Annotated in this window: 22 protein-coding genes and 1 riboswitch; of the genes, 12 read left to right on the top strand and 10 right to left on the bottom strand. The window is 34.1% G+C overall.

All coding sequences use genetic code 11. From position 1 onward, the window contains the following. Nucleotides 1-70: 70 nt before the first annotated feature. Nucleotides 71-1,756, bottom strand: a complete 1,686-nt coding sequence (locus tag ACFX4N_RS26620) for a NucA/NucB deoxyribonuclease domain-containing protein (protein ID WP_192101079.1) — start codon at nt 1,754-1,756, stop codon at nt 71-73. 469 nt (nt 1,757-2,225) lie between these two features. Here ACFX4N_RS26620 and ACFX4N_RS26615 point away from each other — a divergent pair, with 469 nt between their 5' ends. After that, the gene (locus ACFX4N_RS26615; RefSeq protein ID WP_057275084.1) at nt 2,226-2,519 is read left to right on the top strand and encodes a hypothetical protein; all 294 of its coding nucleotides are present in this window, start codon (nt 2,226-2,228) and stop codon (nt 2,517-2,519) included. A 382-nt stretch (nt 2,520-2,901) separates the two neighbouring features. Here ACFX4N_RS26615 and ACFX4N_RS26610 read toward each other — a convergent pair whose 3' ends face one another. Together ACFX4N_RS26610 and ACFX4N_RS26605 are read right to left on the bottom strand one after the other, a co-directional pair. Continuing rightward, nucleotides 2,902-3,414 (bottom strand): DMT family transporter, encoded by a 513-nt coding sequence (locus ACFX4N_RS26610; protein ID WP_098278619.1) that lies wholly within the window; start codon nt 3,412-3,414, stop codon nt 2,902-2,904. 48 nt (nt 3,415-3,462) lie between these two features. Next, nucleotides 3,463-4,287 (bottom strand): MBL fold metallo-hydrolase, encoded by an 825-nt coding sequence (locus tag ACFX4N_RS26605; RefSeq protein ID WP_192101080.1) that lies wholly within the window; start codon nt 4,285-4,287, stop codon nt 3,463-3,465. Nucleotides 4,288-4,672: 385 nt separating this feature from the next. Here ACFX4N_RS26605 and ACFX4N_RS26600 point away from each other — a divergent pair, with 385 nt between their 5' ends. Both ACFX4N_RS26600 and ACFX4N_RS26595 read left to right on the top strand, forming a co-directional pair. Further along, nucleotides 4,673-5,260, top strand: coding sequence for a GNAT family N-acetyltransferase (locus ACFX4N_RS26600; protein WP_328251839.1), 588 nt, complete (start codon nt 4,673-4,675; stop codon nt 5,258-5,260). A gap of 10 nt (nt 5,261-5,270) precedes the next feature. Continuing rightward, a complete protein-coding gene (locus ACFX4N_RS26595; protein WP_057275082.1) occupies nt 5,271-5,879 on the top strand; it encodes a class I SAM-dependent methyltransferase in 609 nt (202 codons plus the stop codon). A 350-nt stretch (nt 5,880-6,229) separates the two neighbouring features. Here ACFX4N_RS26595 and ACFX4N_RS26590 read toward each other — a convergent pair whose 3' ends face one another. After that, complete coding sequence (locus ACFX4N_RS26590) at nt 6,230-6,766, bottom strand: cysteine hydrolase family protein (protein ID WP_057275081.1); 537 nt, start codon at nt 6,764-6,766, stop codon at nt 6,230-6,232. 248 nt (nt 6,767-7,014) lie between these two features. Here ACFX4N_RS26590 and ACFX4N_RS26585 point away from each other — a divergent pair, with 248 nt between their 5' ends. After that, entirely contained in the window at nt 7,015-7,593 is a 579-nt protein-coding gene (locus tag ACFX4N_RS26585) for a cysteine hydrolase family protein (RefSeq protein WP_055991461.1), read from the top strand. Nucleotides 7,594-7,722: 129 nt separating this feature from the next. Here the strand turns inward: ACFX4N_RS26585 and ACFX4N_RS26580 are convergent, their stop codons facing one another. Then, a complete protein-coding gene (locus ACFX4N_RS26580) occupies nt 7,723-8,889 on the bottom strand; it encodes a phosphoribosylaminoimidazolecarboxamide formyltransferase (RefSeq protein ID WP_192101081.1) in 1,167 nt (388 codons plus the stop codon). 48 nt (nt 8,890-8,937) lie between these two features. Then, a riboswitch (ZMP/ZTP riboswitch) is annotated at nt 8,938-9,016 on the bottom strand. A gap of 55 nt (nt 9,017-9,071) precedes the next feature. Beyond that, nucleotides 9,072-9,656: a YitT family protein gene (locus tag ACFX4N_RS26575; protein WP_082611985.1), complete on the bottom strand. Its 585-nt coding sequence runs from the start codon at nt 9,654-9,656 to the stop codon at nt 9,072-9,074. A 450-nt stretch (nt 9,657-10,106) separates the two neighbouring features. Between ACFX4N_RS26575 and ACFX4N_RS26570 the strand changes: the two genes are divergently transcribed. Continuing rightward, nucleotides 10,107-10,913, top strand: coding sequence for an alpha/beta fold hydrolase (locus ACFX4N_RS26570; RefSeq protein ID WP_057275079.1), 807 nt, complete (start codon nt 10,107-10,109; stop codon nt 10,911-10,913). Nucleotides 10,914-11,139: 226 nt separating this feature from the next. Here the strand turns inward: ACFX4N_RS26570 and ACFX4N_RS26565 are convergent, their stop codons facing one another. After that, the gene (locus ACFX4N_RS26565) at nt 11,140-11,565 is read right to left on the bottom strand and encodes a phosphatase PAP2 family protein (RefSeq protein ID WP_321175227.1); all 426 of its coding nucleotides are present in this window, start codon (nt 11,563-11,565) and stop codon (nt 11,140-11,142) included. A 340-nt stretch (nt 11,566-11,905) separates the two neighbouring features. Beyond that, on the bottom strand, nt 11,906-12,457 hold the full coding sequence (locus ACFX4N_RS26560; RefSeq protein WP_057275078.1) for a YhcN/YlaJ family sporulation lipoprotein: 552 nt from the start codon (nt 12,455-12,457) through the stop codon (nt 11,906-11,908). A gap of 193 nt (nt 12,458-12,650) precedes the next feature. Between ACFX4N_RS26560 and ACFX4N_RS26555 the strand changes: the two genes are divergently transcribed. The 6 genes from ACFX4N_RS26555 (at nt 12,651) to ACFX4N_RS26530 (ending at nt 20,103) form a co-directional block, all read left to right on the top strand. Continuing rightward, entirely contained in the window at nt 12,651-12,866 is a 216-nt protein-coding gene (locus ACFX4N_RS26555; protein ID WP_057275077.1) for a hypothetical protein, read from the top strand. Nucleotides 12,867-13,230: 364 nt separating this feature from the next. Further along, nucleotides 13,231-14,163 carry an alpha/beta hydrolase gene (locus ACFX4N_RS26550; protein ID WP_192101082.1) on the top strand — a complete coding sequence of 311 codons (933 nt, stop codon included), beginning with the start codon at nt 13,231-13,233 and terminating at the stop codon, nt 14,161-14,163. A gap of 258 nt (nt 14,164-14,421) precedes the next feature. Beyond that, on the top strand, nt 14,422-15,777 hold the full coding sequence (locus ACFX4N_RS26545) for a TrkH family potassium uptake protein (RefSeq protein WP_192101083.1): 1,356 nt from the start codon (nt 14,422-14,424) through the stop codon (nt 15,775-15,777). A gap of 1,107 nt (nt 15,778-16,884) precedes the next feature. Continuing rightward, nucleotides 16,885-18,111: a Ger(x)C family spore germination protein gene (locus tag ACFX4N_RS26540; RefSeq protein ID WP_328126445.1), complete on the top strand. Its 1,227-nt coding sequence runs from the start codon at nt 16,885-16,887 to the stop codon at nt 18,109-18,111. Nucleotides 18,112-18,132: 21 nt separating this feature from the next. Continuing rightward, entirely contained in the window at nt 18,133-19,233 is a 1,101-nt protein-coding gene (locus ACFX4N_RS26535; RefSeq protein WP_057275073.1) for a GerAB/ArcD/ProY family transporter, read from the top strand. Nucleotides 19,234-19,902: 669 nt separating this feature from the next. Further along, the gene (locus ACFX4N_RS26530) at nt 19,903-20,103 is read left to right on the top strand and encodes a hypothetical protein (protein ID WP_082611984.1); all 201 of its coding nucleotides are present in this window, start codon (nt 19,903-19,905) and stop codon (nt 20,101-20,103) included. A gap of 347 nt (nt 20,104-20,450) precedes the next feature. Here the strand turns inward: ACFX4N_RS26530 and corA are convergent, their stop codons facing one another. Then, a complete protein-coding gene (gene corA, locus ACFX4N_RS26525; RefSeq protein WP_057275072.1) occupies nt 20,451-21,410 on the bottom strand; it encodes a magnesium/cobalt transporter CorA in 960 nt (319 codons plus the stop codon). Between the two features lie 882 nt (nt 21,411-22,292). On the opposite strand from corA, the gene ftsW reads away from it, so the two are divergent. Further along, entirely contained in the window at nt 22,293-23,483 is a 1,191-nt protein-coding gene (gene ftsW / locus ACFX4N_RS26520; protein WP_192101085.1) for a putative lipid II flippase FtsW, read from the top strand. A 731-nt stretch (nt 23,484-24,214) separates the two neighbouring features. On the opposite strand, the gene ACFX4N_RS26515 is transcribed toward ftsW, so the two are convergent. Then, entirely contained in the window at nt 24,215-25,066 is an 852-nt protein-coding gene (locus ACFX4N_RS26515; RefSeq protein WP_057275068.1) for a TIGR03943 family putative permease subunit, read from the bottom strand. Between the last annotated feature and the right edge of the window lie 4 nt (nt 25,067-25,070).

Raw genomic sequence — 25,070 nt, 5'->3', positions numbered from 1 at the left:
GCTATCTAATGGTTTAAAAGGGGCTGGCCTTTAAGTGTCACATACTTAAAGAACAGCCTCTAAGTTATTACTATGGGATTGCATAAACTTCAACAGTGAAGCTTTCTCCATCGGTGTCTTCCGGTCTGGCAATGTAAAAATCTTCGCTCTTTTTGATTTCTGTCTCGGATCCGTCTGTAAGGTCATTGAAGATCGTTTCGTCGATGCCGAAGCTGATGTCTTTCATGACATCGAATTTCGCATTAGTAGGGCCGTCGACGATTTTCCATTGTAACTTGGTCGCGTAAGAAGGGATATTCCCGATCGTGAAGTTATCACTTGATCGGTTATCCTGTCCGTCCTGAGGCTGACCTTCCGATCTGATCGTAGCTATTTTCTCAGGGGCTTCGACCTGCACATTGAAAGTATCCCCATCCAGAATCCTATCATAGGCGTACCAGGCACCGAGCCATGTCCCTGCAGCACCGTTCGATTCGCTTGAAATCATTCTTACTGAAAAATTATCCGATCCATTGGTCGCCGAACCTTCCCAGGTGGAAGCAAACGGATATTCGTCACACTGCTTGCCGGTCCGATCCTCATCTCTGAATTCCCTGTCACAAGTCCTTCTTGTCTTGTTCCTATTGCGATTATATTCATCCTGATGACGTTTCGGATACATCCGTGTCAGCGTGCTGTCTCCCACAGCTCCCGGTATTTTCTTTCCATCCATTTGAGGCTTCGTCTGATCTGGATGATCCATCGCAAACTTCCAATGCTGTCCAGCTTCGGCTAACATCGAAAATTCTGGCTTTGTGACCGGAACATTAAAGATTGGTGTGGCTTTACTGAATACGGCTCCTTGCCAGAAATATTGATTAGGGAAAGCAAACATATATTTTGCAGAATCGTAACGAACGGTCTGTTTAATACCATCAATGCTCTTTTTGAATTTCCTTGGTGCATGTGTAAGGGTAAGTTTTGGCCAAAATTCCATGTACCCTAACTGATCAGGGTTTGCGTCAGTTGGTGGGGGTGCTTCTGATGTGAAAATTTCTGTACTGAAGTTCGTGTTTTTCCATTGGGCGATTGTTCGTTCCGTCGGCGGAAAGTCCGGATCCTCTTTACAGTCACCTGGGTTCACCTTGGATTCACATACCATATCAATTTTCAACTTGGCTCCATTCAAGGATGGATGGGTGACGAGGATATCATCAAGTGTATAATAGACCCTCATTTTCCGGCTTTGGTTGGAGCCATAACCTATTTCAGTGAATTGAAATTGAACGCCTTCGTAAAAACAGAACCCCCCAATGCATTTTACAGGGACTTGATATGTTGCGACGTGGGACCAACAGAAGGAATACCGGTTCTTAATATACCCTGTTTCTGAACTGCTGTCTGGACTTCTCTGGCATTCTTCTGTAGTTAGGATATGGTCATAGTCGAAGTCAGGGGGTGTCCATCCGTCTGCCGTCTTGATAGGAGGATCCATGTTCGCTCTGTATGTTGTGTCACTTTGCTGGTCTTCTTCCATCAATTTATCTAATGTCTGGATGCCTTCTTTTTTCTGGATCTGATCTTGCTTAATCCCAATCTCTTCAACTGACTTGCCTTGCTTCATAAGTTTAGTTGCCTTTTCAATCTTCTCCTTGTTGTGTGGGAGCCAATAACCTCCGCCATTTGAATCAGACTGCGCTTGTGCCGGTGAAATCATTCCTGTGACCAAAAACAAAAAAAATACAGATAAAACGATACGTCTATAAAACCTGGACATCCTATCCCTCCCTTATTTTTTGATTTGGAATAAAATGTAGTCTTAGAAACATATAGAGGAATTATCTTTGCAGACAATAAACTAGATTCATTACTTCGATGGCATCCAAATCGATGATAGAATACTACAAAAAAAATTTTCCCACAATACACTATAAGGAAAATGAAACCAAAAACCTACAATAATTACCATATTAATTAACGTGCTAGGAAAAATGGGTCATATAAAAAATCCCTTTATTTATAAAGGTTCTCCACAATCGGGCGCCACTTGTCGTCATTAAGGTAAATAGTTAAATTGTGGATTTTTATGAAATACTTTATGATTTACTTAACATAAAACAGCTTTCCGGAACACATGAAGAAGGAAACCCTTTGGCGTAGAAGGATTTTACCTTTTTAAGTCCAAGTAAGATAGTAATAGTGACTTATAAAGCAATTGAAGGATGCAGAAATGGAGGGAAGTAAAGTTGCCTAACAGCGAGTATCCATACTATTTTATAAAGGTAGGTAAATTATATTACGTATATCATTCGTATAAGAACGTAAAAAGGAAAGAGGTATCCAGTTACGAATTTACTAATGAGGAATCGTTAGCATTTCCCATTGATGAAGATTCTGCTAAACAAGTGGCAGATGAATGTGGAGGTCATATTGTAATGAAGAATGCTACGTTTAATGATTATATCAGCCAAGGAGAAAGATGGAGTAATTTTATAGATAGCAAAAAGAAGAACATATGGAGAATCTATATCATTAATTGAATGATAAAACCTTTTAACTACTATTTATTTTGAAGAAAAACTATATATTTGTCGTCACTTAGTGTAAATAGTAAAACTTTAATAATATATAAAGTACTTTATCATTTACCTATTAAATTATAGAAATTATGAGTAAGTTATATTTTTTTATGAGTAGAATCAATTACAATATTTATTTTTAAATTTTTTATGTATAAGAACAGTTTATAAAAGAACAACATCTTTGGTTTTATTTAACTAATAACAAAAAAAGAAAAAAGCAATCAAATAATTATAGTCTAATTTGATTGCTTTTTTGCATTAATTTACTTGTTGTTGAGTAGCGTCTCACCGCCACTGAAATGATTGATGCTTATCTCTTCAATCATTACTTGTACAACTTTTATAGGTCTTCTTTTGAATCCTTTTTACTTTTTTTACCGGCGAAGTTTGTCCCAATTACACCAATGATAATCATAATTCCACCAATTAAGTGATAAAAATGAAACGCCTCGTTTAAGAATAAAACACCGGCAATAATGGTAATTAGCGTAGCAACGTTACTGAAAACACTCATTTGAGCTGCTGCTATTTTAGACAAAGCATAGTTTGAAAGGTATGAGGTCCCAAGTGATGACAATATCCCTAGATATAAAATAGCTAATAAAAATTTTATGTTTGAAAATGGTTGAAAAAACTCTCCTGTTGTTCCTTCAATCACATGGTTTCCAATTGCTATAACATTAAACGCTATAAATCCAAACAATGTCATGATATATGTTATGGTTAATAAGGAATAGCGTTGTGTAAGCTTTCTTGCTAGAACATTATACAAAGCATTTGTGATGGCAGATATGATAATAAATGCACTACCGACTAAATTCGCTGTTTCAGCCCCTGATCCACTCATCATCATCAAGTAAATAACTCCAATTACTGATAAAGAATCTAGAACATTTATATCTCATGTATTAAACAGTGTCCCCTCTATTGCTTTGATATACCGATCTGCTGATTTCTGAACAGCTTGTTCTGCATTTTCCATTACTACTCGATTAAATGCATTATAAATACGGTTAAACGATAAATCTTTAACTTTATCTGCCATCTCTCTTACTTTGCTTGCTGGAAGTGGAATGAAATTTGGGTAACTGTACATAAAGCTTACCCACTGACGGTCGGCAGCTACTTGCATAATATCACCAGTAAATAAAATTCCTTTATTATTGTCTCCATTTTTCCAATGTAAGACAGCTCCTCCTTTAAAATGACCGCCCAGTCGGTATAGGGTTATACCATTTGTTAATTCAAGGGATTCGCCTGACCAAAATTTAATTTTACCACTTTGTCGCACTATCCACTCCTTATCATCCTCATGGATGTAGATAGGGGCATTAAATGTCTCTGCCCATTCAACTTGTGTAGAGTAATAATGTGGATGAGAAAGAGCAATTGCTTGGATTCCACCCAAATTATTAATTTTCTTGATAGTTTTCTCATCTAAATATGTAATACAGTCCCATAACATATTAAAGCCTTGATTTTGGATGAGAAAAGCTGTTTGACCAATTGCGAATTCAGGATTTGTTGTAATACTATATAAATTTTCCTCTTCCTGAAGAATTTCATTTTTAAAAGAGTTACCTTGTTGCATAGCTTCTAATGTTGTCCATGATTGTCCTAAAGGATTTACGTATTGTCTCTCCTCATTACAAATCAGACAATCTACTGGAGCTTCTTGTCTTTGAGGATATTGGACACCGCATGTAGTACAAATATAATTTGGCATATGTTTACACTCCCTTTCTTTATTTTTAATTCAAATGACACCATAAATAATCGCTAATTTTTATAAAGTAGACTTTTTTATAACTGCCTTAACAAAAATGTGCGTTTTTGTTAGGTTGATTAATGATATGCTTTTAACTTAGTAAACTTGCATAGTAGCTATAACAACAATAATATTTGTAACAATATTCGGTAGAGGAGAGGATTAATATGAAGTTTGGCTACATGCGTGTGTATACATCTTTAGTTAACATAATGTGGCTTATAGGAAGAAATAATAATTTTTAAATTATTGATTTATTGATGAAAAACAGTTCGATATTTACTTCCATATAGTGTAAAATTAAATAATTTCCAAAATATGCACAAAGGGATGGGTGAAACAAGTGGAATTAAGTAAACAACGTGTAAGATTAGGAATAATGAAAATAGAAGATGCAGAGGACTTATATAATATTGTTAAACAAAATCCAGATATTTGGACTTATATGCCTGTTAAAATGGATAGCTTATTAGATATGAAAAATATAATAGATGAGTGTCTACAAAAGAAAAAAACAGGGGAGATAGTTCCTTTTATCGTGGAAGATATTTGGAATAATAAGATTGTTGGTAGTACTAGACTATATGACATATCTTTATCTTCAAAAACTCTAGAAATGGGGTATACTTTCTTTTCACCTGATGCTCAACGTACAAGTATTAATACAGAAAGTAAGTTTTTATTATTACAATACGCTTTTGAAACATTAGGAGTGAAACGAGTACAAATCAAAACCGATTTACGGAATAATACAGCTCAAAAAGCTATTGAACGACTAGGCGCAGTTAAAGAAGGAATATTGAGAAACGAACGCCTTTTATATAACGGCCTAGTTCGCGACGCAGTTGTCTATAGCATACTTGATAGAGAGTGGAATGTAGTAAAAGAAAAGTTAGAGTCTTATATAACTTATTCCCTTGCTCAAAGTTAGGGGGGGAAATATGTTTAACCAGTGGCTAGGTAAACAGTTAAGTAACCCTAGAGGTATTTTGGCAAAATGGATAGGTTCTTATATGGAAAAGGGCAATAAAAAAGCTAATGGGTGGACAGTTGAGCTTATAAAGCCGTCGTCTGGCGATCGTATTCTTGAAATTGGAATGGGAACTGGTACAACGTTGAATAGACTTCTAAACGAGTATGAAGATATTGAAAAGATATGTGGAATCGATATCTCTTTATCTATGGTGAACAAGGCTAAACAAGTAAATAGAGGCTTTATAGCAAGTCATAAGGCAGAGATTACTGAAGGAAACGTTGAACATATTCCTTTTGCTGCAGAATATTTCACCAAAGTATATACTATTCATACAGTATACTTTTGGTCCGATTTAGTAAAAGGACTACAGGAAATTCAAAGAGTATTAAAGCCTGAAGGTGAGGTATTCATCACATTTACTTTAAGTGAGGAACTGGATAGAATGAGGCATACTAAGGAATTTCTTCATTATTCGCCTAAATATATTCAAAGTTTATTAGGAGAAGAGGGCTTTAGACAAGTGAAAATAAGTGTCCAAAAACCGTTCTGTTGTATATCAGCGATAAAAGAATAAATGCTCCCATTTTTACTTACTACAGTGTTGCCTACAGGCTTGAAATAGAAAAGGTACATTTTAATTTAAATAAAAAGTAATCGTTTTCATTTTCTTCTTTTTCAAAATGGTTTACTGGGTTATAATAAATATCTACAAAAATATTAAATGATATGTAAGCAACAAGCAATTACACCCTTAATATTAGCAACAAGAACCCTCCTCAAATGTGTAGGGGGGTTTCTTGTTGTTAAGCATTTTTTTTAAAAGCTATATATCTTATAAAAGTTAGTTAACATAATCACCGTTCTAAGAACAAAAAACAGCCTTTAAATGGCTGCTTTTGTTCATGTGATAAGTTATTTTTTAGCTTAAAATATAATTTCATTTACTTGTTTTAGTGTAACGAATCTGCCACCTAGCATATTATTATGATGTTCTACTATTTTAGAAGCTGAAAGCACAGCCGTATCAAATGTGCTATGGGCATCTTTTACTAAGATATTCTCTTTGTACCCTAAGCTATATGCTCTTCTACAAGTAGTATCCAAACAAAATTCAGTTTGCATACCTGCAATGACTAATTTTCCGATTTCAAGTTCCTGAAGTTTTTTATGTAAAGTTGTTTGATAAAATGCGTCCCAAGAAGACTTTTGAATAACTGTGTCTGTTGGTAGGGGGCGAACATCCCGATGGATTTCCCATGTGACTTTTCCTTCGCTAAGCATACTATCGGAACTGGAGTCTGTATGCTGTATATAGATAATTGGTATATTAGATTTGTGCGCGTTTTCCCTTAGATAAATAATATTTTTAAGTACTTGCTGTTCATTCCATAAAGATCCACCTTCATAAGAAAACATGATGTTTTGAACATCTATAAGCAACAAAGCTGTTTTTTTACTCATTTCATTGTATCCCCCTATTGATTTTTGTGGTAAAAAATTCAAAATAATATTATATCAAATTAAAATCTTATATTATATAGCATGAACTTACGAAATCTATCCTTCTTCGAAGTGTATATAATATGCACCAATAGCCAATATAATACTGGTTCTAGGAAGTTTATATACTTAAATAAAATTCTTATTTTTAATTCACCAATCTAACATAAATGTTAAAATATGTAGAAAAGAGTGGAGGAGAATTACATATGAGAAAAGATTTCAGCAATACGGCTTTAATTATTATCGATGTTCAAAGGGCTTTTGAAGATGAAAAGTGGGGGATAAGAAATAATCTCAATGCTGAAGACAATATTCAAGTTCTGTTAAAGACATGGAGAGAAAAGAAATACCCAATTATACATATTAAGCATATATCTGATAACGACCATTCGATTTTTCATCCTAGTAAACCAAGTTCAGATTTTAAAGATATTGCAGTCCCAGCTGAAAATGAACCGATTTTTAAAAAGAAAGTAAATAGTGCATTCATAGGAACTGGACTTGAAAAACATTTAAAAGAAAACCAAATAGAAAAGGTTGTAATAGTAGGTTTAACAACTCCACATTGTGTCTCAACTACTACTCGAATGAGTGGTAATTTAGGATTTGAAACGTACTTAGTATCAGATGCAACAGCTGCATTTGCAATAAAAGGGGCAGACAATACGTATTATTCAGCTGAACAAATACATAATGTGTCATTAGCTACTTTAGACAATGAGTTTGCTACAGTTTTAACCACAAAAGAATTAATCCAAAACTTAGGCGAAGAAATAAAGGCTTAATACTTTTGTTTTAACTATATACAATATACGGAGTTAGTTAACGAAACACAAATTATTGGAAAGGTCATAAAAGAGCCAGTTCCCTTATAAGGTCTTGGCTCTATTGGGCTAATATATTTAATTCATATCTCAATGATGGAATACACGTATACCTGAATGTGCCATGATCATTCCGTATTCATTTGCTGCCTGTGTAACTTGTTCATCTCGTAAAGAATTTCCTGTTTGAACCACATATTTAACGCCACTTTGAGCCGCACGATCGATATTATCACGGAAAGGTAAAAAAGCGTCGGATGCATAGGAAACGCCTTTTAAACTTTTTAGCCATTCTCGTTTTTCACTCTTACTTAGCCTAGTAGGGACTTCTTCAAAACACTGTTTCCATTGTTCATTTTCTACCTCAGTAATATCATCATTCAGCCATCCATCAATTGCATTATTCACTTCTACACGAGAAATGCCTTCTCTGAACTTCATGTTAAGAGCCCTTGGATGTTGTCTTAGCCACCAGTTGTCAGCTTTTTCAGCTGCCAACCTTGTACAATGAATACGAGACTGTTGTCCAGCACCAATTCCAATCGTTTGGCCATCTAAAGCGAAACAAATAGAGTTTGATTGTGTATATTTCAATGTAATAAGAGCAACAAGAAGGTCTCTCTTTGCATTATCAGGAATATCACATTGAGTCGTAACAATATGATTAAAAACTTCTTTCCCAATCTGTACATCATTTCTTTGTTGCTCTAGAGTAATGCCAAATACCGTTCTTTTTTCAATTGGATCAGGCACATAGTTTGGGTCAATCTCTAAAATTAGATATTTTCCTTTCTTTTTCTGTTTCAAATTCTCTAATGCTTCTTGAGTGTAGCGTGGTGCAACAATCATATCAGAAACCTCTGTTTTGAGGAGACTAGCTACAGTTATATCCACTTCATCACTAAAAGCAGCACAATCTCCAAATGAAGACATCCTATCTGTCCCACGCGCTCTTGCATAAGCAATAGCTAAAGGAGACAAATCTACGCCTTCAATAAAATAGGATTCACTAAGTGTCTTATTTAGTGGAGAGTACACAGCTGCACCTGCTGGACTTACGTGTTTAAAAGATGCAGCTGCAGGTTGACCAGTCGCCTGTCGAAGCTCTCGGACCAGTTGAAAAGCATTTAATGCATCTAGAAAGTTAATATAACTCGCCTCTCCATTTAAGATTTTAATAGGCGTGTTCTCAGCATTCTGAACTTTAGCTTTACTTTGATTTGGATTCATCCCATATCGTAAACAAATTTCATTCACTTAAAAATCTCCCTTCAAAATAAAAAAAGTATTTGAACTCATGTTCAAATACTCTGCCCAGGCGTACGGCCGTTACCTATGTGCTTCCTCATGGTTCTCCATGTTTACGCCAGTAACACATAGTCTGTTTTATAAGAAAATTTTACATAATAAAAGTAATTTTAACAATACTTTTATCCAAATTATTCTTTTTTAGTAATTAACGAAGTCGTCATTCCACCTATAAAAATTGTCGAACATGAAAAAAGAAACGTTTTAGGTCCTAACAAAGGAAGCCCTGCTGTTATGATAAAACCATCTATAATTAAAATAACCATCCCTATGTTTAAAGAAAAAGCTTTTGATATAAGTTGTGCTAGTAAATCTGTTCCTCCAGTGCTTGTCTCATATCGAAGCATAAGACCAATCCCTGTCCCAATACACACTCCTCCAAGGATTACACTAGGAAAAACAGGAAGTTGAAACTGGTCTTTAATAGGTTCTAGCCAATCAATCAATAAAGAAGAAATAACTAACCCATAAAAACTATTATAAAAATAAGTTCTTTCATAAACCCAAGCAAACCAACATAATGGAAAACCCAAAATAATCATCGTTACACCTGTAGGAAATTCAAAATAATAGTGAAGGATGAGAGCAATTCCAATTGTTCCTCCATCCAACAAATAATGAGGAACTAAAAATCCATTAATTCCTATACTTAATAATAAGCTTCCGACAAGAACAACCGGTATTTTTCGAAATATAATAATCACCTTTTTAGTCAATTTATCTCTTACTATATGTATAAGCTTTAGCTACCTGTCATGAATGTTTTTTTTATGTAAATGAATAAAAGTTTATCTTTTAAGCAAACTACTCAAGATGGATAAATTATCATACTATAGCAAACTCCTAAAAAGCAGAAAACCTCCCTTCCAACCGATGGGAGGTTTTCTGCTTTTTAAGCTGTGTATCTTATACATGTTTAGTTCACATAATCAGCATTATCAGAATCCTATTAACAATTCTAAAATCTCCCCCTTTTTAGTCTGTATAGTCTCCCTATAATCACCTCATAATAAATAATAAAAAAGTTCTTTGATTTTAAACAATACAGCACAAATAATTAATTATATTGAGTTAAATGTAAGATAAAAAAAGACCTTGGTTTTCATAAACTAGATTAACCTTAACTAAAAAGTAATTATTAATTGATTTTGGAGTGAGAAATAATCATGCCTTTTATTGAAATAGACACTAATAAATACTTGTATTATGAAGAGCGTGGACAGGGTATGCCAGTCATCTTTATTCATCCACCTGGCATGGGAAATAAAGTCTTCCATTATCAATACAATTTATCCAAACACATGAGAGTCATCTTTCCAGATTTAAGTGGTCATGGACGAAGCCCCAAAGCTAAACAAACTGTATCAATTTCCTTCTATGCAAACGAAGTATTACGTTTTATGGATGCGCTGCATTTAGATAAGGCTATTATATGTGGTTATTCTGCTGGCTGTCTAATTGCTCAAGAGCTGGCTATTTCTCATCCCGATAGAATCGAATTATTAGTTTTCTCAGGAACTTACCCTATAGTAAGAGATATACCTGGACAACTATTACATAAAATGGGAATGTATATGGTAAAAGAACACCTAAATATATTAATAAAAAGCCTTGCTATGAGTCATACTCGGGACAAGACACTAAGAAAGAGCCTAGTTAGTTATATGAAAAAAGCAGATCAAGAATCATGGTATCAGTATTATAATCATTCATTACACTATAACTGTTTAGACAAACTTCATCATTTAACTATGCCTTTGTTGTTTATATATGGTGGGAAAAAGGATTGGACTACTCACTATATGAAAGAGTATAAAAATAAATGTAAGCATGCTGAATTCTTTGTTTTACCACAACAGGGTCACCAACTGCCTACAAAAAAGTGGGTTCAATTTAATGAACTAATTACAGGATTTGTCTTAAATAGATCTAGTTATAAAACAAAAAGAGACTTAAGCAATGAATACTTTTAAAATCTCATATGTATAAAACTCGATGATAAACTACAGGAGATCGGTAAGATTGTTTAGCTCATCAGCCTAAATACATATTTTATAACTGAAAATGAGGCACTTAGGTGATTTTTTCCTTGAGCGCTTTATCTTATCGTTATTAGTAGAAGCCTTCGCTATAGCAACTGCTTTAACCAATTATTAAAGCAAGTACAGAATCGAGACATTATTAGCTAATGAAAATGCTTCATTTACGTATTTGCGCATAATACTTTTTTGATTTTCGGTTCATTATTTTTAGAGAACCAAAGACTTTCTCAACGATAATACTTGTCAAGCTACCAATAAAGAGGCTTCGGATAATATCAGAGGGATAATGATGCCCTACCAAAATCCTTGAGAATCCTGTTAACAAGGATAATATCCACATAACTGACCCAAGAATACGTTCACGTAGAAAAATAGAAGTGGATACCGCAGTTGTAAGCAACGTATGTATACTTAAGAATGAGGAGTTCATCTTTGAAGGAATAAGGATGCCGGCACGACGCTTCATAAATGGACGAGGCTTAAAATAAAAACATTGAATTAACATGTTAATCAACCACGTAAAAGTCGAAGATATGACGGCATATACGGTCACTTTTCTTTGTGAATAGCCCCGAAACCACATTAACATTAATACAAAAACGAATAGATAACGTACCTTATTTGAAATCAATATCATCAGCATATCTAATACAGAATAGCGACCTGCCAGTTGATTAATTATCCTGAATATTTTATAATCTATCCCGATTTTCTCCTTCAATTTTAGATAGACAGACTCTTCTCTCCTAATGAAGAATCCATTACATGATCAATACTCCTATGATAGCAAAAACCGAACCAAAAATAACTATTAAGTCATTTCGTATAATAGAGAGAAGCATATATGAAACCTCCTTAATCTATAAGGAGGTCTCTCTTTTTAAAACATAAAAAATTGCTTTGTTATATCTCATCATTTTTATTTAACGATTGTTAGGGAATACTCTTTTAACGGTTTCAGTAAAATCTTCAAATAGGCCATTTCTTGTCGAACCTTCATTAATTCGATTTCCGTACCCTTCCATACGATTCACAAAATCAGGATCGGATGACACATACACATTTCGAATATCTTTATCTGTAGCTTTTACTTGATCCGAAATCTTCTTTTTTAAACGGTCGGTTACCTCCCCGTTTGCTTCATTCTTTAAAACAACAGCCACGTATGCATTTCGGTTTGTAACAATCACATTTGCAGTGTCTACTTCATTTAATTTAGCAATACGATCCGCAGCTTCATCGGCTACCTCTAATTGTGTCTGATTATTATTATTTACATTATTATTTTGAACACCGTCAGGTTGAAATCCCACGTCTTGTAGATTATTGTTGTCACGATTATTCTGAGCTTTTTGTTCAGACGGTTCTTCAGTTGGATCAGGCTCAGCTTCATCCTTTTTATCATTACAACCAAAAAGAAACCCTACTGATAAAATAGTTGATAAGAGTCCCAATAAATATTTTTTTGTCTTCATTCCTTTTTCACTCCTTCTAATAGTCATATATGTATTAAGGTTCACATTGCTTTTAAAATAATCACAGGAAATAATTTGAAAATCCAAGTAATGATAGCATCATTTTCCCAGTATATATATGTAGCGTCGGTAAAAAATAAAGATGTTGGAAGAGGGCTTTCTTTCAAACACTTATCAAAGAGGGATTTGCATAATGAATAATGTACAGCAGCTAACTTCTTTATTTAATGTTAATGGCCTATTTGGGAAGAAAAATAATAACAGAGGCATGCTACTGTCACTTTTAAGCATAGGAATTGGGACTTTAGTTATTTGGATAATAAGAGGAAATGGAAATAAAACAGGGTCACCAACTATGCAAACAATGAGCAGTAGAAACCAGATGAAAAACGGTTTATCCAAGCAATAAAAACTGCATTTACAATAGTATGTTTTGTATAGCAATTGAGTTACCGTTGATTATTAAAAGCTTTATGCAGTTTTTACTGCATAGAGCTTTTAATAATCAAAAAAATAAACATCGATGACTTAATTACATAGAAGTGATATGACCATCTTCTATTTACAAAATATGAGTACAACCTATTATTAATCGATATATTGTTAATCAAGCGAAGCTCACCTATTAACTAGTTGCATAAGACTAGATTTCAGTAAAAATCCATATATCTTTTTTAAACGAATCCAATCTTTGCACCATAAATTTTTCTTTTGGTTCTTCATTTTTCATTATTAAATGACATAAATAAATTACGGAGACACAGAGGTCGAATATGAAACAAGTTATTAAAAGTATTCAAAATGATCAGCATTTTCGCTTTACATACGATTCACGCCCTATGAATGAAAACATGAAACGTTACAGTGAGTTTTACAATCTCCCAACAGAGAACATAATGTATCGTTACGGGTTTGAATCGTTTGTCCATGAACGGCTGTTTATCCAATCTTTTCGTCCCTTACCGGTAAAAGCTCATATTCTTCTTCTTCACGGTTATTATGATCATGCTGGAGTACTAAGTACTGTCATTCGTTTCTTGATTCAACAAGGGTTTCATGTGTTGACATTTGATTTACCGGGACATGGATTGTCAACAGGAGAACGGGGAGCCATTTCGGAGTTTTCTCTCTATACAGAAAGTATTCGAGAAGTTGTGCGTAGACACCTGTCTTCAAGCTCTCTGCCCGTCTATATCGTGGCTCATAGTACGGGCGCTGCTGCTGCAGTCGATTATATATTGAATAACCCTGAAACGTCTCAGGTTCGAAAAGCAGTGCTTGTCTCGCCCCTCGTTCGGCCTTATCGCTGGAATGCAATCACCATTTTGATAAAGCCTTTAAAAACGTTCACCAGGAATTTGAAAAGGATGCTTCGAAACAATTCATCAGATGCAAAGTTTTTGCGTTTTGTGAAGAATGATCCGTTACAGCATGATCAGGTCCCTCTCAGTTGGGTAGAAGCATTGATAAGATGGAATGAATTGATTAAGAAGGGGAATTCCAGTTCTGTCCCTGTTCTCATCCTCCAGGGAAAAAAGGACACAACAGTGGATTGGAGATATAATGTTGGTTTCTTACTAAAGAAGTTTCCAAATATAGAGGTTGAACTTATAGAGAATGGAAAACATCATTTATTAAATGAAGAAGAGCTGATACGAGATAAAGTGTTTTCTTCTATCCATCGCTACTTAACAGATGATGTGTAAACGATGATTCCGAGAACAATGAATGCAATATCTGTATATTATTGAAAATAAGGGTTTTTTATTTTGTTATCGATAATAATTACTCTAACATCTTGTAATAGGTTTAAATATATCGTCCGTAAAAGTATACATTTTTAGTTACCATAATGGATATTATCGGAAACTATGAGGGGAATAAAAGTAATGACCATCTTTTGAAATAAATGGGTATATTATATAATGAACCTTTATTCAAAACATTCTGAAGGGAAATGTAATATGCTAATTTCTAAGCCACGTAAAAAACATAAAGTGAAGCACCTAGAACCTGCAAGTATCTTGTTCGTAGGATTTTTAGGATTAATATTGCTCGGCACCGGTTTATTAATGATTCCTGCTGCTACAAGCGATAGACACCATTTAAGCTTTATTGATGCTCTCTTTGAAGCCACTTCTGCTGTATGTGTAACAGGACTGGCTGTGGTAGATACCGGTACTACATTTACTTTATTTGGACAGCTCATTCTGCTTGTGCTTATCCAAGCTGGTGGCTGGGGATTCATGACTATCGGTATACTCATGTTTATTGTACTAGGAAAAAAAATTGGATTACAACAAAGGTTAATACTTAAGGAATCTCTAAATGCTTTTTCGCTACAAGGCGTTATTGCATTAGTCCAACGTGTTGTGCTAATTACATTGGCTGTGGAAGGTATTGGAGCGCTTATCCTAGCTATTCGTTGGTCTCAAGAAATGAGCTGGGGAAAGGCTATTTATTATGGAATATTTCATTCTATATCTGCTTTTAACAATGCAGGATTTGGTTTGGAACCAGATAATTTAAGTAAGTGGGTAGGAGATCCAACCGTAAATATTATGATTACGTTACTTTTCATAATAGGAGGAACTGGATTTTTTGTCATTGCAGATATTTTTCAGAAGCGAAACATAAGGAAGTTTTCTCTTCATACTAAAATTGTATTAGTTTCAACGATTGCACTAAATGTGGTGAGCACACTCATTATTTTCGCTTTAGAATATCATAACCCTCATACTTTGGGTGAATTAAGCATGAGTGATAAATGGTGGGCAGCTTACTTTCAGGGTGTAGTTCCTCGTACTGCTGGTTTTAATACCTTGGATATCGGAGCGCTCACCTTACCTTCAAAAGTGTATATGATGGGTCTTATGTTTATTGGAGCAGCCCCAGGTTCAACAGGCGGTGGAATTAAAATAACTACGTTTGTCTTAATATTGTTTGCTTTATGGTCGGTATTGACAAATAAAGAAGAGATTAATGTTTTTCGACGCCGAATTCCTAAATCGCTTGTTTATAGAGCTTTTTCTATTGCTACTTCTGGAATTATTTTTGTTTCTATTATTTTCTTTCTACTTACAATTACAGAAAAAGGTGTAGATATGTCTACTCTTTTGTTTGAAACGTTTTCTGCTTCTGGAACAGTTGGATTAAGTGCTAACTTTACAGGCGACTTAAGTCCTATCGGACGAATTCTCATTACGATTATGATGTTTATTGGCAGAGTGGGTCCTCTTACCATTGGTTTTGTACTTGCGATTCGTTCAAATAAACAAGCTAAAATTCGGTATGCAGAAGAAAAGATTCTTATTGGTTAAAAAATCTACTTTAAATATATACTTTGGTCAACCTATTCGCCGTTATAGGCACAAGTAGTCCAAATCATGAATACCTTCTTCTATTATGAACAAACTACTCAAGATGCAATAGAGCATCAGCTGAACATCTATATTTTACGACTAGAAAAAACTACCTTATGTCACCGTGCAGGTAGTTTTTTCTGTTTTTAGTCTGTACATGGTATAACAATCCAGTTAACATAATCACTGTTGTCGGAAACAATATGGTAAAAGGCTCTATTTCTTCTATGATAAGGAGCTTTTTATTTGTGAATCTATACTTTTACAAATAGGGAAAAGTATACGTATTTTTGAACGATACATTTCTAATCTATAACTAATTACATTTAAGTTCAAAAGCATTTCGAGTAGAGAAAAAAAGGAAAAAAACATATAATAATTTTTTTAAAATAGGACTATGAGAAATTATCTTTTTTTACTATAATCTATCTTTATGATCTTATGATGCAAATTTCCCACTTGATCCATGTAATACAAATCAGTTTTTACTTTTTATTTTTATGATTACATGTAAGTCAAATTAAATATAGACTGAAGGAGCGTAAACAATCCTTGGTATTCGCAATTATTTATGAATTTTTATCCTCGTTACTAATAAAGCCTGAACCCAAAATTAAAAAACACGTTAGTTAGTTTAATAATTCATATAGGAAAGGTAAAGCCCATCCACTTAGGTCGATGGGCTTTTTTATCTATTTTATACTATGTTATCCCAACCATCCTCTTCTTTTCTTTCTTCTAGTATAACGTAGAAACACTTTTGTTTACTTTCACATAAAAATTCTATATATGGTTAAAATATCCAAAGGTAAGAAAGCGCTGGAACTATGTCTTTATCCTTTGAAGATCAAAACATAATAAAGAAATGTCACCATGATAATACAAATCAATGTACGGATTATACAGTAGAACATATACAGGATTTACCATGAACGAATCTTAACATCATTAAACAGGAAACAGTTCAGATTTCGTCGTTCGTCAAGTGAAAGTGGGGAGAAGTTGTGGTGTTAAAGGATTCATTTTTTATGCGTTCAAACAAAGACCGCGAAGAAGGTGACAATAATGAAACGTAAAGGGGCTTTTCTTTTATTGATGACGATGATTACTGTCTTGCTCTCCAGTTGTTGGAGTAAAAAGGAGTTAACGGACCTTGCCATTGTATCAGCAATGGGTGTGGACAAAACCAAAGGTGGAAGCTATCATCTAACGCTCCAAATTATTAATCCAGGGAACGTAGCAGGAGGCATACAAGGTGGAGGTGGTACGCAAAGTCCACCTGTTACTATCTATTCAGCTTCAGGAAACAATTTAGTCGAAGCAAGTAGACGGGCTTCAAGTAGGATTTCCCGGAGGCTGTATTATGCCCATGCAAACTTAATCGTTATTGGTGAGAGGATGGTAAGAGAAGATGGGGTTAACCCATTAATAGATGCTCTTGACCGTGACCCTGAGTTTCGGAATACTTCAACCATGGTGATTGCGAATCATTCAACTGCCGCAGATTTGGTTAAAGCATTAACACCCGTTGATAAGATTCCAGCGAATAAAGTGATGAAAACATTAGAATTCGCCCAAAGAAAATGGGGAGAGACTGTAAAAATTTCGCTCCAAGACGTAATGAATGGACTCCAATCTCCTGGAGAAGAAGCCGTCGTATCAGGATTTCGTCTGGTTGGGAATCCACAGAAAGCACAAAAGCTGGAGAACCTTCAAGAAAGTGCGCCTGAAGCAACACTTCGAGCTTCGGGACTCGCCGTTTTAAGAAAAGGAAAATTAATAGATTGGCTTTACGGAGGCACAGCAAGAGGAACGGTGTGGATTCTAGATGAAATACAAGGAACAGATATCAACATCGATTGGGATGGAAAAAAAGAAGCTATTGCCTATCAAACCGTACGTCAAAAAACAAGTGTATCTGCCCAAGTGAAGAATGGTCAACCTCATATTTCCGTTCATGCGCGTGTTGAAGGAGACATTGGTGAAATGGAGGTACCTGTAGATATAACCAATCCAAAAGTCATTACAAAGATCGAACAAGCATTGAGAAAAGAAATTAAAAAAGAGCTGCAAAAAGCCATTGAACATGCTCAGAAAGACAAAGCTGATATCTTTGGATTCGGCGAAGTCGTTCACCGTACTAGGCCAAATCAATGGAAAAAACTAGAAGTAGAATGGAGTAATTTGTACTTTCCAAAATTAAACGTAGATATTACTGTGGAAGCTTATGTACGTCGAGCTGGCTTACGAAATAAGTCGTTTCTTTCAGGGATAAAAGAGAATCAAAAGTGAAGAAAAGGAGGTGCCAGTTAAATGGAGAAAGCAAAAATTAGTGCCAGTCAGCTCTTTATTTTAATGGTTCTGTTCGAACTGGGAAGTGCTTTACTGGTACCTCTTGCTATGGGAGCCAAACAGGACGCTTGGCTTGCGATTCTACTTGGAATGGGATGCAGTTTTGTTCTATTATTAGTCTATTATAGGCTTTATTCGTATTATCCTGATCTCTTGCCTACGGAGTATATGCAAAATATTCTAGGTAAAGTGATGGGAACTGTACTTGCCTTTGTCTACCTCCTTTACTTTATGTATGATGCTGCAAGAGTTCTACGTGATTTTGGTGAAATGCTGCTAACCTTTGCCTATCCGGACACGCCTTTATTCATCGCGAATGCCTTATTGATGTTGGTTATTATTTATACGGTCCGCAAAGGAATCGAGGTCATAGCGAGATCAGGGGAGCTTTTTTTCATTTTTATGTATGTACTTGCCGTCACTGGATTTATTTTGATTGTGAGTTCTGGTTTAATTGATGTTACGAAATTACAACCGGTACTTGAAGAGGGCATGTTACCCGTCCTAAAAGTTGTATTTACTCAAACCATGTATTTCCCTTTTGCAGAAGCCATTGTGTTTACAATGATTTTACCTTACCTAAATAACCCTAAAAAGGCAAAGGTAACCATGTTATGTGCAACGGGATTAAGTGGAATCAATTTGGTTATTACGATGCTCATTAATATTAGTGTACTTGGCGTTAACCTGACTGCACGTTCACAGTTCCCTCTTCTTAGTACAGTACAGAGCATTCAAGTAGCTGATTTCTTAGAACGTCTTGATGTGTTTTTTATGCTAGCCTTGATAATCTGTGGTTTCTTTAAGGTAAGCGTGTTGTTCTATGCGGCCGTCATAGGCACGGCTAACCTATTTAAGATTAAATCACCTTCACGACTGGCGTATCCAATGGGTCTCATTATTCTATTTTTGTCTGTTACAATTGCGAGTAATTTTCAAGAACATCTCCATGAAGGGCTAAAGATAGCACCAGTTGTTCTGAATATTCCACTCTACGCAATTATTCCTCCTCTGCTTCTTCTTGTTGCTTTCTTGAAAAACAGAAAGAAGCAGAGAGGATAACAGGTTTGGGCAAATTACTTTTCAAAGGATGAAGTGGTTCTTACAATCCGGTGAATTCCTATAAGATAGTGCTTATCAATGTGAATTTAAGCTATTTGAGGTGATATTTATGTATACTTGGTTTTAACGAGGTGTAGAAAATCGTAACGTCATGGCACTTGTACTTAAATGTTTTAAAAAGTATATGGATTATCTAGATAAGTTAGTTACACAACTCTCAAGTGTAACACTAAAATAATGTTTAAGGGTTTTATTTTTGTAATAAAACAACAAATTCACATAATTATATAATAACATATTAATATTTGTGTAATGTAAGTCACTCTAAAAGAGTGGCTTTTTAGAAGGATTTTAGGTTGAGATAAACGGTAAGAATAAGATTCTAAAAGATAATTACTCATTAGTTATCAATTGACTTATACAATTGATTTACGTTACCATTGAACAAACTTAATACTCCAAAGGGGAGTAGCTGTACAACAAAAGTCGTCACTACGAAACAGAATGTTTCCGGCTTTGTTGGCAATCTTAATTGTTAGCAAGACCTTTGCCTACATTTTTAGTTAGGTGAAGTCTGTGTTTATACATCAAGCGCTTTTATCTACTAAAAAGATAAAAGCGTTTTTTGTTTTTTATAGATTTAAACTAATTATGAGGAGTGATTAAACCATGTTCAAGAAACTGTTTGATTCACTAACGAATAACAAACATAAGCATTATAGTAGTAGTGATTACAAAAGAGGAAGATCAAAGCCCTTTAAGAGTTATAGCAGTAGTGATGATTATAGAAAAAGCCGTGACCATCACGGAAGCTACGGACATCATCATTATAAGAGAAAAAGAAAAAGTGGAAGTTTCTTTAGTAGTTAAATAAAAAAGGTAACCTTATTCGGTTCTGGTACAAAAACTTCAGAGTAATTTGGAGTTTTTGTACCAGAACCTTTTTCTCTATTTTCACGATGTACTTAATATCCCAGTTTATTTTCTGTAATTTCCATTAGAGGTTGGCAAAACTATTTCTAGACTAGCAACAGAGACTTTTATTCCAACAGCTTATGCTTTTGTGGGGTGTATATGTTAAGAAAACAAGAAAGAAAGCTGCCAGGGAGAACAGCCTTCTTTCTTAATACAAGGTTGCAATGGAAGACACCGTTCAGGCATCTTGAGTAGTTTACTCAACGTACGAAAAACTTATGTATAGTAAAGAGAAAAGCATTCTACTTATTGACTTTAAACCAGCCTTTTCGTCTAAACCAAAAAATCATACCGATAGTCATTAAAGCCATAATTCCTAAAACAATATAATACCCATAGTGCCAGTGAAGTTCAGGCATATGATCAAAGTTCATCCCATATAACCCTACAACAAATGTAAGGGGGATGAAAATAGAGGAGATAATTGTTAATGTCATCATAATGGAGTTCATCCGATTAGCATTAATGGAAAGATAATTATCTCTCATATCTGATGTCATATCTCGATTGGCTTCCACCATGTTCGTTAATTTTAACAAATGATCATAAATGTCATTAAAATAGACTTTCTGCTCTGCAGGTATATTTAAACGTTCAGAATTAATAATTCGATAGAGTAGATCACGCATAGGGAGAATAGTTTTTCTGAGCTTTAATAAATCGCTTCGGATATCAAAAACATCATCCATTAGTACAGCAATTGACTTTTTGGCGTCTCTACTTTCAATTTCATTTAGCTGATCCTCGATTTCGTAGACAATAGGAAAGTAATCATCTACTAATTGATCTAAGATGGCATAAGCGATATAAGATACGCCTTTGTTAAATCCATTTGGATTTTGTAAAAGGCGTTGCCAAACTGTTTCTACACTTGGTAATGGTTTGTAGTGAAACGTGACTAAATAATTTTCTCCAATAAATAAGTCTAATTCTTCAATATCTAGTGTTTTACTATTTAAATAATGAAGAACCAAAAAACTGTACTCTTCATAATAATCAAGTTTAGGTCGTTGTAAAAAATGAAAGCAATCTTCGATAGCTAAAGGATGAAAATGAAAAAATGTCTCTAACATTTTTCCTTCTTCTTCAGATGGAGAGGCAAAATCTACCCAGAACCATTTAATTGAAGGATGAGATAAGTGATTAAGAGGTACATCTTGCTTTATATGTAAATCTTGTGTAATAGCCAATGTTCTAATCATGATGCTGCTCCTCCATATGATTAAAGTTTCTGTACTGTATATTATTTTACATAAAATAAACAATTAATCCCACTGCTAATAAGATAATAAAATCTTTTTGATATTTTTCCCTTTTTTCTTTTTTTGTCCCTTTATTTTTCACGACCATATTTATCTATGAAAATAAAGCAATAAAGGAGGAGAAAACTTAGGATGATGTCTAGTAGTAAGAAATGAAAGAAATTATTTACGTCACCCAAGGATATATCACCTCTTCTTATTGTTCACTGTTAACTGTAATGAGGCTAGGTAAGCCTTTCTTTATAATCACATTCATTTATAAGTTTAATGATTAATAGTGTAGAAAGAAATTAAGAAAAGATTAGTAATTTATTGTTTTCTTTCTCCTAATGATTATAATTAAAACATGAAAAACACCTTATTATATACCAAAATTCATGTACTTCCTAATTCATTGCAAAATAAGAAGATACCTATCTTGACAATTTGGAAGGTAAATATGGGTCAATAAGGTGATATGAAGTATCGAAGATAGAAGGTAAATGTCGATATACTAAAAAGACATCGTAATGGGAGATCTTTATGAAATACCAACAAATTTTTACTCAAAATCGAATCCGAAACACAACTTTAATTGTATTACTTATTTGTATGAACATAGCTTGGGTACTAGATAGCTATTATTGGTACAATGTAGCCATTTTTGTGGTTTCAATATCTTTTATCCTACATGGGGTAAATGATTATATCGTAGGAAAGAACAAAATACAGGGAACTGTTATGATACTATTGAGTGTTCTTTTTACTTTATATAATTTACTAAGAATCTTTTTTTTCTAATGAAAATAAGAATCTTATACTTGCAAGGAACGAGGAGTTTTTATGTTTAAGAAAATAGTAAAATGTTATGATTACAAATTTATTGTAGCCTTAATCGTTCTAAGCCTTATCGGTTTAGTCATGGTTTACAGTGCTAGTATGGTAACGGCTGTTAGTCGTTATGGTGTAGAAGGGGATTATTTTTATCAAAAGCAAAAACTTGCTCTGATAGCAGGATTCTTCTTTTTCTGTGTTTCTGCTTTTATTCCCTATAAAATTTATCGAGAAAAAAAAGTATTAAAAATCTTATTAATAACAGTAATTATGCTTCTTGCTTTGGTCCTTATTTTTGGGCATACCGCCGGGAATGCACAGAGTTGGCTTATACTGGGTCCGATTAGAATACAACCACTAGAATTTACGAAACTAACGATCATTGTATATCTATCGGCTGTTTTTGCGAATAAACAAGAGTATATCAACGATTTAAAGCGCGCTATTATTCCACCTATCCTTATCGTGTTTTTTATTTGTTTCTTAATTGCTTTACAACCCGATTACGGTGGAATTCTCCTTATTTTAGGAACAGTTTCAGCGATAGTTTTATGTTCAGGCATCTCTAGAAAATCCATGCTAAAGATTGCTTTACTGGGAGTAGTAGGTGTGATCATTATGCTCATCGTTTTATTAGTAACAGGACAGATGGCTACCGTTTTTTCTCCCGTTCGTTTAGCTCGTTTTACTGGTTTTCTCCATCCTTTTGCGAATCAGCAAGGAGATGGCTACCAATTGGTTAACTCCTACCTAGCTATAGGTACTGGGGGACTATCAGGTGAAGGATTAGGACAAGGCATTCAAAAGGCTGGATATCTACCTGAGTCTCATACAGACTTTATTATGGCAGTTATTGCTGAGGAATTAGGTTTTTGGGGAGTTCTGCTTGTATTAGGATTGCTATTTTTTATTATTTTTCAAGGCTTAAAAATAGCAAGAAGATGCAACGATCCTTTTGGTGCCTTGTTAGCTATCGGTATTTCGGTCATGATTGGCATTCAAGCATTTGTTAACTTAGGAGCAGTAACAGGCCTTCTTCCTATCACAGGTGTAACATTACCTTTTGTAAGTTATGGTGGTTCTTCTCTTACATTGCTTCTGTTTGCTGTAGGAGTACTAGCGAATATATCCATGTTTAATAAATATGAAAAGAAATACAAAAACAAAGTAACGGATCCAAGGGAACTGAAAAGCGTCTAATGATTTACTTGAATGACTTTTCTATAAAATTTATTGAGGGCAAAATAAAATTACAAACAAAAGACACTGGTTAAGAGCCAGTGTCTTTTGTTTATGTAAGGAGATTAAGTTCGTAGTATTGCTAAAGAAATTTAAAGGTCTATTAGAAATCCTCTTATGTACTATTCATATACTTTCCTAAAAATCTTTAGAAGACTATTTCCTTCCAAAAAACTGCAAGGCGCTATAAACGATCCATAAAAAGCAGGCCACAATAACTTGTTTTTCTAGGCAAAGAATAATTGTCCATAGGATCACTAAAATTAAAATAGGAATAGATGACTTTTTTATCATTCACATCTTCCTTTTCTTCATTATTCTCCTATCTATATTCATGAAAACGTGGTGGATTGCCTTTTTTGCGCAAAAAAATGACGCCTATAATGGTACATATATCGAATGAAATAGTTTGGGAAAGGGTAAAGAAAAAAACATACGTTATAAGTAAGAAAAATAAGCTGCTTAAATTCTCTATTCGATTCTATTGCTTTACCTCTACAATACTTTTGACACTTAATATAGAAAAATATCGGATTTGTCTTCTCCATTATTGCATTAGTATTAGGCATTATTTCATTGATTTTCAGTTTAAGAAGAAAGAAGCAGAGCTAATTATTTTTATTAAAGATCTAATTATACAGTAATCTAAAAACGCAGGTTAACATTTGTTAGCCTGCGTTTTCTATTCTTATTTATTGATTATTACGATATACATAAGGATCATCTGGTTTTTCTTCACGTTTTATTTTTGTTACTTTTACAATGGGGATTGTCTTTTTAAATGGTTGATAATACATCGTACTTACTTCACCAGTTACCATTACCCAATCATCATTTTTAAATGATACATCATCCGGAAATTGAACTAACATACCAAACACACCTGAATCAGCTATACAATGAATAATTCCAAAACGAAATAAAAAGTACTGATTGTCTTTTAATTCTTTGGTGTGGTACATAAATCCCTTAAACTTAATTTGTTTTCCAGTAAACTCACCAGGATATCGATAAATGGTTTCCATCGCATTTAAAAATTCTTCATCTTCTAAATTAATGGTTTTCCCTTTTGAAAACTTTTTTAAATCTTTATGAATCATTTTATCGTATGCATCTTCTCCATAAAAAGAACTCGTATCTGGTTGTAGAAACTGATGTGAGGAGTAAGGATCTTTTTTATCATAAATAGGAAAATGAAATCCTTTTGCTTCAACAATATTTGAATCAAGTGTAGCTACAGGCAAAAAGAAGACGGTTAAAACAGGTAAGAAATAAAGAGGGTACCATGCCCGTCTTTTCCACTTGTTCGGTGATTCATGACTATGACCGCATCCGCAGTCACAATTATGGTCATGACTTTGCTCTTTCTCATCAGATCCTGTCATATAAAAAACTAGCTCTGCAATAGTTAAAAACCACAGTAAAAAAATTGTTCCATATGAAATCCATGAATATTTCATGTTAATATATTTTGAAATATCTCCAGTTGCATGAAGGTGCATAAAGATCATAGTAAAGCCTAACAAAATTAAAACTCTAAACATTAAT

Source organism: Priestia sp. YIM B13551, assembly GCF_042787905.1.
In the GTDB taxonomy this organism is placed as follows: Bacteria; Bacillota; Bacilli; order Bacillales; family Bacillaceae_H; genus Priestia.
The sequence above is the reverse complement of the archived record's forward strand: the minus strand, read 5'-3'. Positions and strand labels throughout refer to the sequence as shown.